The organism is Sinorhizobium meliloti (genome assembly GCF_017876815.1).
Lineage (GTDB): Bacteria > Pseudomonadota > Alphaproteobacteria > Rhizobiales > Rhizobiaceae > Sinorhizobium > Sinorhizobium meliloti.
The window spans coordinates 523656-538239 of record NZ_JAGIOS010000001.1 but is presented as its reverse complement, the minus strand read 5'-3'; the positions used below and the strand labels follow the sequence as shown (position 1 = coordinate 538239).

Genomic DNA, 14584 nt, shown 5'->3' with positions numbered 1-14584 from the left:
ACTGCATGTTTCCTTTAATCCTATCCGATTAAAGGACAAAAACATGCAGCAGATCAAAGTGCTACAGCGACCTTTGCGCGTCTGATAAGACGCGCGGCGCTGTAGAGGGCCGCCAATAAAAAGCAGCCGCCGTTATTCAAGGCGCCTGGAGCAGGCGCCTGCGAAGGCGTGAGAGGGGAGGAATGTGTCATGGAACAGTTGATTGCTGCCATTCTGACGATGGTGGCCGGCGTTCTGGTCTGCGCGGCCTATTTCTGGAGCACGAATCTCGTTCTCGACTGGATCTTCCCCTCCAAGGGGAAGTTCGGGGCCGTCGCCTCGCGCAACCTGCGTATCGCCAACAGCATTCGTCCCTGGCTGTTTCTCGCCCCGGCCCTGCTGGCGCTGACGCTCTACCTCGTCTACCCCGTCGTCCAATCGGTCTGGCTGAGCCTTCACGGGCGCGGAGGCCAGAACTTCGTCGGCCTGAGCAACTATTCCTGGATGATCAATGACGGCGAATTCCGCCAGTCGATCTTCAACAATTTCCTCTGGCTCCTCGTCGTGCCGGCGCTTTCGACCTTCTTCGGCCTGATCATTGCGGCACTGACCGACCGCATCTGGTGGGGCAATATCGCCAAGACGCTGATCTTCATGCCGATGGCGATTTCCTTCGTCGGCGCAGCCGTCATCTGGAAATTCATCTATGATTACCGCGCCGCAGGCTCCGAACAGATCGGTCTCCTGAACGCCATCGTCGTCGCGCTTGGCGGCGAGCCGCAGGCCTGGATCACGCTGCCCTTCTGGAACAACTTCTTCCTGATGGTCATCCTCATCTGGATCCAGACCGGCTTTGCCATGGTCATCCTTTCGGCGGCGCTGCGCGGCATTCCGGAGGAGACGATCGAGGCGGCGGTTATCGACGGCGCCAATGGCTGGCAGATTTTCTTCAAGATCATGGTGCCGCAGATCTGGGGCACGATCGCCGTCGTGTGGACGACCATCACCATCCTGGTCCTCAAGGTTTTCGATATCGTGCTGGCGATGACGAACGGGCAATGGCAGAGCCAGGTGCTTGCCAATCTCATGTTCGACTGGATGTTCCGCGGCGGCGGCGACTTCGGCCGGGGCGCGGCAATCGCGGTGGTCATCATGATCCTGGTCATCCCGATCATGATCTGGAACATCCGCAACGCGACCAGGGAATCGGGAGGCCACTGAGATGAATCCGTCAAGGCGTTCTCCGCTCACCTGGGCCGTGCATCTTTCCGTCCTGCTTCTGGTCCTGCTCTGGACCCTGCCGACGGCCGGCCTCTTGATTTCCTCCTTGCGCGACAAGGACCAGCTCGCCGTTTCCGGCTGGTGGACGGCTCTTTCCAGCTCGTCGCGCAATGCCGTCGTCCGCGCGCCCTCGGCCGAGGACCAGGTCGAGCGCGACGGCAAGTTCGTGATTTCCGGAAACCTGCTGGAGGGCCGGGGCGAGGTTTCCGCCTTCGGATTTTCCAGCCGCGAACCCACTAAATTCAAGCCCGGCGAAACGGCTGAGCTCAACGACGGCGAAAGGCTGACGGTACAATCCGACGGCAGCTTCGAAATCGTTTCGGATCAGCGGATGGAGGGTTCGCGCGGCCAGCGGATATTCTTTACGGCCACCACGCCACCGCGCTTCACGCTCGACAATTATGCCGAGGTCCTGAGTGCTGCGGGCATCGGCAGGTCCTTCCTGAATTCGCTGACCGTCGCCGTACCCTCGACCGTCATTCCGATCCTGATTGCGGCCTTCGCTGCCTACGCGCTCGCCTGGATGCCCTTTCCCGGCCGCGCGGTGCTGCTCGCCGTGGTCGTCGGCCTTCTGGTCGTGCCGCTGCAGATGTCGCTCATTCCGCTGCTGCAGCTTTATAATGGCGTCGGCGCCTTCTTCGGCGTCTCCGCCAAGACCTATATGGGCATCTGGCTCGCCCATACCGGCTTCGGCCTGCCGCTCGCCATCTATCTCCTGCGCAACTACATGGCCGGCCTGCCGCGCGAGATCATGGAATCCGCGCGCGTCGACGGCGCCAGCGATTTCGATATCTTCGTCAAGATCATTCTGCCCCTGTCGTTTCCGGCGCTCGCCTCCTTTGCCATCTTCCAGTTTCTCTGGACCTGGAACGACCTTCTCGTCGCCATCGTCTTCCTCGGCGCGGGGGACGACAAGCTGGTGCTGACCGGGCGTCTGGTCAATCTCCTCGGCTCGCGCGGCGGCAATTGGGAAATTCTCACCGCTTCCGCCTTCATCACCATCGTCGTTCCGCTGATCGTCTTCTTCGCCCTGCAACGCTACCTGGTGCGCGGTCTGCTGGCTGGGTCGGTCAAGGGCGGCTGATCGATTTCAGACAAGGAACCCTGAACAGCATGACAATGAACGAAACGACGAGCTCACCCCTCGAGCCCGATAGGGATTGGTGGCGCGGCGCGGTGATCTATCAGATCTATCCGCGCTCCTTTCAGGATACCAATGGCGATGGCATCGGCGATCTGCAGGGGATAACGGCCCGTCTGCCCCACATTGCAGGGCTCGGCGCGGATGCGATCTGGATATCGCCCTTCTTCACGTCGCCGATGCGGGACTTCGGCTACGACGTCTCGAACTATGTCGATGTCGACCCGATCTTCGGGACGCTCGAAGACTTCGATGCGCTGATCGCAGAGGCCCACCGGCTCGGTCTCCGGGTGATGATCGACCTCGTGCTGTCACATACCTCCGACCGGCACCCCTGGTTCGTCGAAAGCCGCTCCAGCCGCAGCAATGCGAAAGCGGACTGGTACGTCTGGGCGGATTCGAAGCCGGACGGCACACCGCCCAACAACTGGCTGTCGATTTTCGGCGGGTCCGCCTGGCAGTGGGATCCGACCCGCCTGCAATATTATCTGCACAACTTCCTCACTTCGCAGCCCGACCTCAATCTGCATAACCCGCAGGTTCAGGAAGCGCTGCTTGCCGTCGAGCGCTTCTGGCTGGAGCGGGGCGTCGACGGTTTCCGGCTCGACACCATCAACTTCTATTTCCATGACCGCGAGTTGCGCGACAACCCCGCGCTCGTGCCCGAACGCCGAAACGCCTCGACTGCGCCGGCGGTCAATCCCTATAACTATCAGGAGCATATCTACGACAAGAACCGGCCGGAGAACCTGGAGTTCCTGAAGCGCTTCCGCGCGGTTATGGACGAGTTCCCGGCGATCGCCGCCGTCGGCGAGGTCGGCGACAGCCAGCGCGGCCTCGAGATCGCAGGCGAATACACGTCGGGCGGCGACAAGGTGCACATGTGCTACGCCTTCGAGTTTCTGGCGCCCGATCGGCTGACGCCGCAGCGCGTGGCCGAGGTTCTGCGCGACTTCCACAGGGCGGCCCCCGAAGGCTGGGCCTGTTGGGCCTTCTCGAACCATGACGTGGTCCGCCACGTCAGCCGCTGGGCCGATGGCGTCACCGATCACGACGCGCATGCGAAGTTGCTCGCCAGCCTTTTGATGTCGCTGCGCGGTACCGTCTGCATCTTTCAGGGCGAGGAACTCGCGCTCGCCGAGGCGGAGCTCGACTATGAGGATCTCCAGGATCCCTATGGCATCCAGTTCTGGCCCGACTTCAAGGGCCGGGACGGCTGCCGCACGCCGATGGTGTGGGAGAGCCTGCCCGATGGCGGCTTCAGCAGCGCGACGCCGTGGCTGCCGATTTCCGAGAGCCACATTCCGCGGGCGGTTTCCGTGCAGGAGGGCGACCCGGCCTCGGTGCTGCACCACTACCGACGCTTTCTCGCCTTCAGAAAGGCAAATCCGGCATTGGCCAAGGGCGAGATCGAATTCGTCGAGACCAGGGGCTCCTTGCTCGGCTTCCTGCGCAGCCATGGCAACGAGAAAGTCTTTTGCCTGTTCAACATGAGCGACGAAGCTGCGACTAAGGAACTGCCGATGAAGCGGCTGGAGCCGCTCGAGGGTCACGGCTTCGTCTCTGAGATACTGGATCACGAGGTCAAGCTGCCGGCCTGGGGCGCGTTTTTCGCGCGCCTGGCCTGAGAACCGAGGGGAGGGTGCCATGACAGGCCTGCTGCTGAAAGATATCCGCAAGTCCTACGGGGCCGTCGACGTAATTCACGGCATCGATCTCGACATCAAGGAAGGCGAGTTCGTCGTCTTCGTAGGACCGTCCGGATGCGGGAAGTCGACACTTCTGCGCATGATCGCCGGGCTCGAGGAAATAACCGGCGGCGACATGTTCATCGACGGCGAGCGGGTCAACGACGTGCCGCCTTCGAAGCGCGGCATCGCCATGGTGTTCCAGTCCTATGCGCTCTATCCGCATATGACCGTTTACGACAACATGGCCTTCGGCATGCGCATCGCCAGGGAATCGAAGGAGGAGATCGACCGGCGTGTGCGTGGAGCCGCGGATATGCTTCAGCTCACCCCATATCTCGACCGGCTTCCGAAGGCGCTTTCCGGCGGCCAGCGGCAGCGCGTGGCCATCGGCCGGGCGATCTGCCGCAATCCCAAGGTCTTCCTTTTCGACGAGCCGCTCTCCAACCTCGACGCCGCGCTCCGGGTAGCGACCCGCATCGAGATCGCCAAGCTCAGCGAGCGGATGTCGGACACCACCATGATCTACGTCACCCATGACCAGGTGGAGGCGATGACGCTCGCCGACCGGATCGTGGTCCTCTCCGCCGGTCACATCGAACAGGTCGGGGCGCCCCTCGAACTTTACGAGCGGCCGGCAAATCTCTTCGTTGCGCGCTTCATCGGCTCCCCGGCCATGAACGTCATCCCGGCGACGATCACCGCGACCGGCCAACAGACCGCCGTCACGCTCGCGGGCGGAAAATCGGTGACGCTCGACATTCCGACGAATGCCTCCGAAAACGGCAAGACGGCAAGCTTCGGCGTGCGCCCGGAAGACCTGCAGGTGACCGAGACCGACGATTTCCTGTTCGAGGGCACGGTCTCGATCGTCGAGGCGCTGGGCGAGGTGACCTTGCTCTACATCGAAGGACTGGTCGAAAACGAGCCGATCATCGCCAAGATGCCCGGTATCGCCCGCGTCGGCCGCGGCGACAAGGTGCGGTTCACGGCCGACAAGGCGAAGCTGCATCTCTTCGACACCAAGGGACAGAGCTATCGGGCGTAGTTCGGCTGCAGGGCCGGGGGCATTTTCGGCCTGCAGCCCTGAACCCTCTGTTAAATTTCATGGGTTAGCGTCGTCGCAGTGAAATGCGAAAAGGCGAGTTCGATGAGCAGTGCAGCCCCCGTGATCAACCGGCACTTTCTCAACAAGGAAGAGTCATTCATGTACGATCGGGAGGCGAATTTCCCGATGGAGGACACGCGGAACGAGGCGCGGATCGAATTCACCGAAAAGGGTATGCAGCATCTCTCGTCGCGCCGCTGCGAGATCATCAAGCTCTCCAGGAGCAGCGCCCTGATCGGCATCCTGACCCAGTTCCAGCTGCCGCAGAATTTCTATCTCGACATACCGAGCGCCCGCATTCCCCTGATCGGCTGCCTCCTGAGGCGGGTCCACGCCAACAACATCATCGAGGCGCGCTTCCTGCGGCTCCTGAGCGAGCGGGACCTCGACCGGATCTTCGTCTACAGCACCCATCCGAACCATCGGAACCGCACGCTCGACATCTATCGCTGAGAATGACGCGGCCGTCCGCTGGCGATGCTCGGTGTGGTTTGCGGGCTATACTCCCTCTGGGCTGCCGGCCATCTCCCCACAACCTGGCGGTTCGAGGGAAGGCCGAGCGTGGGATTGCCCCTCAACCGGCTGCCGCCACCTTCTCCCCGCAGGCGGGGAGAAGGGATATGCCGCGCCCGCTCGCTCCCTCGAGCGGGCGGTGAATGCGAGGTTCAGTCGGCGCCGCTTGTTCCTTCGCCCCGCTTGCGGGGAGAAGGTGCCGGCAGGCGGATGAGGGGGCAATCTACTGCATGTTTCCTTTAATCCTATCCGATTAAAGGACAAAAACATGCAGCAGATCAAAGTGCTACAGCGACCTTTGCGCGTCTCATAAGACGCGCGGCGCTGTAGAGATATGTGCATGCCGTAGCCCCCTGTGGGGGAGATGGCCGGCAGGCCAGAGGGGGCGGTTCCCGCGATAACCCGATCGGACTGGGCCTTGCCTAATGGAACAGCACGCTTCCGCCGCGGTCGGCCGCACCGGCGATCTGTCTGAACGGAGCGAAGAGCTCGCGGCCCATGCCGAACTCGTTGTCGGAGAGGTCGATATGCGCCGGAACGCGCGTCTTCAGCGCGATGTCCTCGACGAGCACCTCGACCTTGCCGTTGATCGCGTCTATGCGGACGATGTCGCCTTCCTGAATACGTGCGATCGGGCCGCCTTCCTTCGCTTCCGGGGTCACGTGGATCGCTGCCGGAACCTTGCCGGAGGCACCGGACATACGCCCGTCGGTGAGAATCGCGACTTTCTGGCCGCGATCCTGCAGGATGCCGAGCACCGTCGTTAGCTTGTGCAGTTCCGGCATGCCGTTGGCCTTTGGCCCCTGAAAGCGCACGACGGCCACGAAATCGCCTTCGAGCTTTCCCGCCTTGAAGGCGGCGTTCAGTTCCGCCTGATCGTTGAAGATCTTGGCCGGCGCTTCGATGACGTGGCTCTCAGGCTTCACGGCGGAGATCTTGATGACCGCCTTGCCGATATTGCCGCTCAGCATCTTGAGGCCGCCGGTGTGCTGGAACGGGCGGTCGACGGTCGCGAGCACCTTCGGGTCGGCGCTTGCCTCCGGCGCGGGCTCGCGCTTGACGCTGCCGTTCTCGCCGAGCTTCACGTCGATCGCATAGGCGCTCAGCCCCTGCCCGTAGGCGGTGCGGACATCGTCGTGCAGCAAGCCTTTCCTGAGGAGTTGGGCGATCAGGAAGCCCATGCCGCCTGCCGCGTGGAAATGGTTCACGTCGGCCAGCCCGTTCGGATAGACGCGCGCGAGCAGCGGCACGAGATCGGAAAGCTCCGAAATGTCCTGCCAGGTAAGCACGATGCCCGCGGCGCGGGCCATCGCGACGAGATGCATCGTGTGGTTCGTCGAGCCGCCGGTCGCATGCAGGCCGACGACGCCGTTGACGATCGACCGTTCGTCGATCATCTCGCCGGCGGGCGTGAATTCGTTGCCGAGCGCGGTGATCGCAAGCGCCCGCTTCGTCGCTTCCCTGGTCAGCGCGTCGCGAAGCGGCGTGCCGGGATTGATGAAGGAGGCGCCGGGCAGGTGGAAGCCCATGATCTCCATCAGCATCTGGTTGGAATTGGCGGTGCCGTAGAAGGTACAGGTGCCAGGGCCGTGATAGGACTTGGACTCAGCCTCCAGGAGCTCGTCGCGGCCGACCTTGCCTTCGGCGAAGAGTTGCCGAACCTTGGCCTTCTCATCGTTCGGCAGGCCCGTGGTCATCGGTCCGGCGGGGATGAAGACCGCGGGCAGATGGCCGAAGGTGAGCGCGGCGATCGCGAGTCCGGGCACGATCTTGTCGCAGACGCCGAGATAGACGGCCGCGTCGAACATGTTGTGCGACAGGCCGATGCCGGCCGCCATGGCGATGACATCGCGCGAGAAGAGCGACAGTTCCATGCCGGGCTGGCCTTGGGTGACGCCGTCGCACATTGCCGGAACGCCGCCGGCGACCTGAGCGACGCCGCCCGCCTCGTGCGCGGCCTCCCGGATCAGTGCCGGATAGGTTTCGAACGGCTGATGCGCCGAGAGCATGTCGTTGTAGGAGGTGATGATGCCGAGATTGGGGACGCGGTCGCCCGCAAGGGCCACCTTCTCGGCGGGGGAACAGACCGCAAATCCATGCGCGAGATTGCCGCAGCCGAGAACGGTCCGGTGCGGTCCGTTCGTCGCAGCGCTGCGGACGCGATCGAGGTAGGGCTCCCGGTAAGGCTTCGAGCGTTCGACGATGCGGGCGGTAATGGCGGCTATGCGGGAATCGGCGGACATGGACACATCCTCTTCCGGAGTCTTACGACTCCTCTTTTTCATCGATCATCGGCTTCGAGCGCCACAGCGTTGCGGCGCTTTCCGGGTCGCCTCAGGGCGCCCAGTATATCTGCAGCGGCGATGCGGCCCGCCGAAGCATGGCCCGGATGGGCATCTCCGCCTCGTCGCCGGACGCTTCGGCCTGAGCAAGCACCTCTTTCTTGCCGCTGCCTTCGATATGCAGCACCAGATAGCCGGCATCCTGCAGGCTGGAGAAGGTGAAGGTGAGGCGGGGTTCGCCGGCGCCTTCCGCTTCCATGGTGATCACGCCGCGTGGCGTCGTGGGGTCGAGCGCCTCTTCAAGGCGCGTCCCCCCGGGGAAGAACGAGGCCGTATGGCCGTCCGTTCCCATGCCGAGCACCACGACATCGAGGGGGGCGCCGAGGCTTGCCGTCCTCCCGCTCGCGATCGCCGCGGCCGCTTCCGCAGTCTCGGCCGCCTGATAGAGCGGAACGAAACGCGCCTCAGCAGCTCCGTCCTTGAGCAGGTTGTCGGCAACCAGACGATGGTTGGAGCGGTCGTTTTCCGGCGGCACGAAGCGCTCGTCGACGAGGGTGACCGTCACTTTCGACCAATCGAGCTCGCGACGCGACAGCGACCGGAAAAAGGCCTTCGGGGTCGAGCCGCCCGATACCGCGAGGCTTGCCGTGCCTCTCGCAGCGATCGCGGCGGCGAGCCTTGCACCGACGTCATCCGCGAGGGCCTCGGCCAGTGCGGACGGATTTTCGAATATGTGCATGTTCGCGCTCATGATCGGCCCTAGATCGCATCGTTCCAAGTGCGGCCGTCGCGCTCGATCAGCGCGATCGACTGGCTCGGGCCCCAGGTTCCGGCGGTATATCCTTGCACCTGCTGTCCGGTTGCTTCCCAGGCCTTGAGGATCGGGTCGATCCATTGCCAGGCCGCTTCCACTTCGTCGCGGCGCACGAACAGGGTCTGGTTGTTGCGGATGACGTCCAGCAACAGGCGTTCATAGGCATCGGCATTGCGGACCGCGAAGGCCTCGGCGAAGCTCATGTCGAGGGGCACGTTCCTCAGCCGCATGCCGCCCGGTCCGGGATCCTTGATCATCAGCGACTGCTTGACGCCTTCATTCGGCTGCAGGCGGATCATCAGCTGGTTGGCCGAAATCCGGCCGGCACTCTGATCGAAGATCGAGTGCGGGATCTGCTTGAAGGTGATGACGATCTCCGACATGCGGCCCGCCATGCGCTTTCCGGTACGCAGATAGAAGGGCACGCCTGCCCAGCGCCAATTGCTGATCTCGGCCTTGATCGCGACGAAGGTTTCCGTGTTGGAAACGCCTCCTTCGAGCTCTTCGAGATAGCCCTTGACCGGGCCTCCGGACGATGCGCCGGCGCGGTATTGGCCCCGGACCGTCACCTGCTCGACATTGGAGGCGGTGATCGGCTTCAGCGCGCGAAGCACCTTGAGCTTCTCGTCGCGCACGGCCTCCGCGTCCATCGACGTCGGCGCCTCCATTGCGACGAAACAGAGAAGCTGGAGGATATGGTTCTGCACCATGTCGCGCAGCGCGCCCGCCTTGTCGTAGTAGCCTGCGCGATTCTCGAGCCCGACGGCTTCGGAAACGGTGATCTGCACGTGGTCGATGTGGGCGGAATTCCACAATGGCTCGTAAAGTGCGTTGGCGAAGCGCAGTGCCATCAGATTCTGCACCGTTTCCTTGCCGAGATAGTGGTCGATGCGGAAAATCTGCTCTTCGCGGAAGACCTTGCCGATCGTGTCGTTGAGCTCCGTCGCGGAAGCGAGGTCGCGGCCGATCGGCTTCTCGACGACGATGCGGGTGTTCCTCGTGATAAGCTTGTGATCGCGGATCTTTTCGGAAATGTCGCTGAAAATCGCCGGCCCGACGGCGAGATAGAAGGCACGGGTACGATCCTTGCCCTCTTCCAGGAGCTTCTTCAGATCGTCCCAGCCCTGCTCGGACTTGGCGTCGACGGAGACGTAATAGAGACGCGAGGTGAATTTCTCGACTTCCGCCTCGTTGAACTCCCCGGACTTCAGGTGTTCTTTCAGGGCGTCGCTCGCGAACCTGCGGTATTCGTCATGGGAAAGGCTCGCGCGCGATGCGCCGATGATCCGCGTCGGTTCCGTGAACTGACCTTCCATCTGACGGTGATAAAGTGCCGGCAGCAGCTTGCGCTCCGCAAGATCGCCGGTGCCCCCGAACACCACATAGTCAAACGGTTCGACGGGAATGATCTGGCTGCTCATGGGATGTCTCGATCTCGTTGAGGTCTGGGCTGGTATAATCTAATCGATTTAAAATGGCTAGGGTGCACCGCAACAAAATGGGCGGCCGCACGGCTGCCGACGCACCGATCCTTATATCACCGCCGTCCGGGGAACAGAAATATGCGGGATTTCAAGGACTTTGCGCCACCGTCGGAAATCAGGGACGGCCTTCCCTTTAGAAACGGTCGCGCAGTGCGTACCAGCTGAGCGCCAGGAACAGGAGTGCCGAGCGGAACCGCGTCCCGCCGGGGAAGGCGGGTATCTTGAGCTGCTTCAGCAGATCGAGCTCGGTTGACTTGCCGAGCGCGAGCTCGGCATAGAGCTTGCCGCAATAATTGGCGAGCATGACGCCATGGCCGGAATAACCGCCGATCGTGGTGACGCCCGGCATGACCTCGCGGCAGAAGGGTTGGCGCGGCATGGTGATGCCGACCGAGCCGCCCCAGGCATGGGTGATCTCGACATCGGCGAGATCCGGGTAGATTTCGCAGATCTGCCGGCGTATGTGCGCCGAAATGTCGCGCGGATTGTCGGCAGTGTAGGCTTCGCGCCCGCCGAAGAGCAGCCGCCCGTCTTTCGATTTTCGGAAATAGCGAACGACGAAGCGCGAATCGTCGACCGATTCGCCGCCGGGCAGAATCTCGGGATGGCCGTGCAGCACCGTCGTCGCGCCGATGAAGGAGCGGATCGGCATGACGTGGCTCGCGGTCACCGGCTCGAGATTGCCGATATAGCCATTGCAGGCGATCAGCGCCCGGTCGGCCGTGATCGTGCCGCTTGTCGTCTCGATGACGACCGCGCCGCCCTTCTTCTCGATCTTGAGCGCCTTCGTCCCTTCGTAGAGATTGGCGCCGGCGAGCGCCGCCTGTCTGGCGAGCCCCACAACCAGCTTCATCGGGTGGATGTGGCCGGTCCCGGTGTCGCGGATACCGAAGTGGTAATGGCTGGAGCCGAGCCGGCTCACGGTCTCCTCGCGATCCATGAAGGAAAGGTGCGGATAGCCGTACCGCCCGGTCATCGCCTCGACGTGGTTGCGATAGTCCCTTTCGAGGCTTGCCTTGTGGCCGACCGAGAGCTGGCCCGGCATGAATTCGATGTCGATCGCGTGCTCTTCGGCAAATCCCAGGACATAGCGCTTGGCGTTCTCGGCCATATCGAAGAGCCGTTGCGCCCATTCGCGGCCGAGCACCTCCTCCGTTTCGTCGGCCCAGACACGTTGCCCGGTGCCGAACTGCCCGCCATTTCGGCCCGAGGCGCCGTCGCCGAAGCGGCAGGCGTCGATCAGCGTGACGTCCGTCCCGCTCCGGGCGAGATTGCAGGCGGCCTGCAGGCCGGTGTAGCCGCCGCCGATAATGGCGACGTCGGCCTTGCGGGAGCCCGGCATGACCGGGAAGACGGGCCGCTCGGGAATCGTCGCCTCGTACCAGGAATATCCGGGCGAGATCGGGCTTTGCCAGGTCATGGAACCTATTCCGGATCAGACATTCAGGAGCAGGAACTCGCGTTCCCACGGGCTGATGACCTGCATGAAGGTTTCGAACTCGCCGCGCTTCACGCCGGCATAGATGGCGATGAACTCGGCGCTGAAGACCTCCGCCAGCGCGGGAGCCGATTCGAGCAGCGAAACCGCCTCGAGCAGCCCTCGCGGCAGTTCGATTTCGCCCTCATTGGCGGTGTGTTCCGTGGGCGGTGTCGCCTGCAGGCCCTCGATGATGCCGAGATAGCCGCAGCCGAGCGAAGCCGCGAGCGCCAGGTAGGGGTTCGCATCGGAGCTCGGCAGGCGGTTCTCGATGCGCCGGGCGACCGGATCGGAGACGGGGATACGGAACGCCGTGGTCCGGTTGTCATAGCCCCAGGCGGTGTTGACCGGGGCCGACATGTCCGGCGTGAGGCGCCGATAGGAGTTCACATAGGGCGCCATCATCGACAACGTCCGCGGCACGTAAAGCTGCATGCCGCCTATGAAGGAAAAGAACGCCTGAGATGGCGAGCCGTCGGGATTGGAGAAGATGTTGCGGCCGGTCTCGATGTCGATCACCGATTGGTGGATATGCATGGCGGAGCCGGGCTGGCCCTGCATGGGCTTGGCCATGAACGTCGCATAGATTCCGTGCTTCAGCGCCGCTTCGCGGATGGTCCGCTTGAACAGGAAGACCTGGTCGGCAAGCTCGATCGGATCGCCGTGCCTGAGGTTGATCTCGAGCTGGGCCGGCCCCTCTTCGTGAATCAGCGTATCGATCTCGAGGCCTTGTTTTTCGGAAAAATGGTAGATGTCGTCGATGAGCTCGTCGAACTCGTTGATGCCGGCGATCGAATAGCCCTGGCCGCCGAGGATCGAGCGGCCGGACCGGCCCTTCGGCGGCCGCAGCGGATAGTCCGGGTCGTCGTTCTGGGCGACGAGATAGAATTCGATCTCCGGTGCGACCACCGGTTTCCAGCCCTTCTGCCGGTAGAGCTCGATGACGCGCTTCAGCACATTGCGCGGGGTGTAGCTGATCTGCTCGCCCTGCGAGCCGACGATGTCGCAGATGACCTGCGCCGTCGGGTCGCTTTCCCATGGAACGATGGAAAGGGTGGACAGGTCCGGAACGAGCTTGATGTCGCTGTCGCGGGAATCATAGCGGAATTGCCCGGTCTCTTCCGGATATTCGCCGGAAATCGTGTGCCGGTAGATCGCCGAGGGCAAGGCAAGGGAGGTATTGGACGTGAACTTGGACGTCGGCATCATCTTGCCGCGCGCAACGCCCGCAAGGTCGGGCGTGATGCACTCGATATCTTCGATGCCGCGGATCTTGAGCCAGTCGACCGCTTCGGTCCAGGTCTTCACGCCACGGGCGGCATGCAGGGCGAGGGGTATCTTCGAACTCTTGCTGACCTTTGCTGTCTCTTGGGCAACACTTCTCTTGGAAGACATAAATCACCGGGTTTGGCTTCGGATAGCGCAATCATAGCCGCAGTTCGGCAATTAGCTAGATGCCCGCGATTGACTTTCGCCCTGCTCACCGGAAAGGAGGATACGGAAACAGAAGGGAGCTTCCGTGGCGCAAATGCAGGACGTGGTGATCATCGGGGCGGGCGCCGCCGGCATGATGTGCGCCATCGAGGCGGGCAAGCGCGGGCGCCGGGTGGTCGTCATCGACCACGCCAGGGCGCCCGGCGAGAAGATCCGCATCTCCGGCGGCGGCCGCTGCAATTTCACCAATATCCATGCGTCCCCCAGGAACTTCCTGTCCGGCAACCCGCATTTCTGCAAGTCGGCTCTTGCCCGATACCGGCCGCAGGACTTCGTCGCTTTGGTCGAGCGCCATGGCATCGACTGGCACGAGAAAACGCTCGGCCAGCTCTTCTGCGATCATTCGGCCAAGGACATCATCCGCATGCTGATGGCGGAGATGATGGCGGCGGGAGTGCAACTGAGGCTCGAAACCAGCATCGGGGAGGTTGAGAGGACCGCCTCCGGGTTCCGTGTGACGACGAGCGCCGGCACGGTCGACGCCGCCTCGCTGGTCGTGGCAAGCGGCGGCAAGTCCATCCCGAAAATGGGAGCGACGGGTCTTGCCTATCGCATCGCGGAGCAGTTCGGCCTGCCTGTTGTCGAAACCCGGCCGGCACTGGTTCCCCTGACACTCGACCAGGCGCAGCTCGCAAAGCTCGGCGCGCTTGCCGGCGTCGCGGCCGATGCCGAGGCGCGGTTCGGGAAGGCCGCCTTCCGCGAGGCTGTCCTCATCACCCATCGAGGCTTGAGCGGACCGGCTATCCTGCAGATTTCATCCTATTGGCGTGAGGGTGAGGAGATCGTCCTCCGGCTGATGCCGGACATCGATATCGCCTCGATCCTCAAGGGAATGCGCCGGGCGAACGGCCGCCAGGCAGTCCAGACGGCACTTGCCGACATCCTGCCGCGCCGGCTCGCGCAGTTCTTCGCCGACGAAGCGAAGCTGACGGGGCGCATGCTTGCCGACCTTTCCGACAAGGCGATCGACGCGCTTGCCAGCTCCATCCAGGCCTGGGCGGTGAAGCCGGCGGGATCGGAAGGCTACCGGACGGCCGAGGTCACGCTCGGCGGCGTCGATACGCGTGCGCTCGACTCCCGGACCATGCAGGCAAAAGAAGTCCCCGGCCTCTACTTCGTCGGCGAGTGTGTCGACGTGACCGGCTGGCTTGGAGGCTACAATTTCCAATGGGCCTGGGCGTCGGGCTTCGTCGCCGGTCAAGACGTGTAACCGTGCGGCAAAATTGGTGATTTGCTTCTTCGGCCATTCTTAAGGGAAATATAAGGGAAATTACTGAACCTGTTTATCATGGCGCGACAGCCGCGAAGGGCAGCGGAAGTCAA

At 63.0% G+C, this 14584-nt stretch carries 11 protein-coding genes; 6 read left to right on the top strand and 5 right to left on the bottom strand.

Annotated elements, in window-relative coordinates; all coding sequences use genetic code 11:
- Positions 1–189: 189 nt before the first annotated feature.
- The 5 genes from JOH52_RS02540 (at position 190) to JOH52_RS02520 (ending at position 5650) form a co-directional block, all read left to right on the top strand.
- Positions 190–1200 carry a carbohydrate ABC transporter permease gene (locus JOH52_RS02540; protein WP_014529029.1) on the top strand — a complete coding sequence of 337 codons (1011 nt, stop codon included), beginning with the start codon at positions 190–192 and terminating at the stop codon, positions 1198–1200.
- A gap of 1 nt (position 1201) precedes the next feature.
- Entirely contained in the window at positions 1202–2344 is a 1143-nt protein-coding gene (locus JOH52_RS02535) for a carbohydrate ABC transporter permease (protein ID WP_003529834.1), read from the top strand.
- A gap of 29 nt (positions 2345–2373) precedes the next feature.
- Positions 2374–4029 (top strand): beta-galactosidase BglA, encoded by a 1656-nt coding sequence (bglA, locus tag JOH52_RS02530; RefSeq protein WP_014529030.1) that lies wholly within the window; start codon positions 2374–2376, stop codon positions 4027–4029.
- A 19-nt stretch (positions 4030–4048) separates the two neighbouring features.
- The gene (locus JOH52_RS02525; protein WP_014529031.1) at positions 4049–5137 is read left to right on the top strand and encodes an ABC transporter ATP-binding protein; all 1089 of its coding nucleotides are present in this window, start codon (positions 4049–4051) and stop codon (positions 5135–5137) included.
- A gap of 102 nt (positions 5138–5239) precedes the next feature.
- The gene (locus JOH52_RS02520) at positions 5240–5650 is read left to right on the top strand and encodes a hypothetical protein (protein ID WP_014529032.1); all 411 of its coding nucleotides are present in this window, start codon (positions 5240–5242) and stop codon (positions 5648–5650) included.
- Between the two features lie 482 nt (positions 5651–6132).
- Here the strand turns inward: JOH52_RS02520 and edd are convergent, their stop codons facing one another.
- The 5 genes from edd to JOH52_RS02495 all read right to left on the bottom strand — a co-directional run bounded on the left by edd (position 6133) and on the right by JOH52_RS02495 (position 13162).
- Entirely contained in the window at positions 6133–7953 is a 1821-nt protein-coding gene (gene edd, locus JOH52_RS02515) for a phosphogluconate dehydratase (protein WP_014529033.1), read from the bottom strand.
- 91 nt (positions 7954–8044) lie between these two features.
- On the bottom strand, positions 8045–8743 hold the full coding sequence (gene pgl / locus JOH52_RS02510; protein WP_003527053.1) for a 6-phosphogluconolactonase: 699 nt from the start codon (positions 8741–8743) through the stop codon (positions 8045–8047).
- Between the two features lie 8 nt (positions 8744–8751).
- A complete protein-coding gene (gene zwf, locus JOH52_RS02505; RefSeq protein WP_003527054.1) occupies positions 8752–10227 on the bottom strand; it encodes a glucose-6-phosphate dehydrogenase in 1476 nt (491 codons plus the stop codon).
- A 196-nt stretch (positions 10228–10423) separates the two neighbouring features.
- Positions 10424–11710 carry an NAD(P)/FAD-dependent oxidoreductase gene (locus JOH52_RS02500; RefSeq protein WP_014529034.1) on the bottom strand — a complete coding sequence of 429 codons (1287 nt, stop codon included), beginning with the start codon at positions 11708–11710 and terminating at the stop codon, positions 10424–10426.
- Positions 11711–11725: 15 nt separating this feature from the next.
- Positions 11726–13162 carry a glutamine synthetase family protein gene (locus JOH52_RS02495; RefSeq protein ID WP_003527057.1) on the bottom strand — a complete coding sequence of 479 codons (1437 nt, stop codon included), beginning with the start codon at positions 13160–13162 and terminating at the stop codon, positions 11726–11728.
- 124 nt (positions 13163–13286) lie between these two features.
- Between JOH52_RS02495 and JOH52_RS02490 the strand changes: the two genes are divergently transcribed.
- Entirely contained in the window at positions 13287–14471 is a 1185-nt protein-coding gene (locus JOH52_RS02490) for a BaiN/RdsA family NAD(P)/FAD-dependent oxidoreductase (RefSeq protein ID WP_014529035.1), read from the top strand.
- Positions 14472–14584 lie beyond the last annotated feature (113 nt).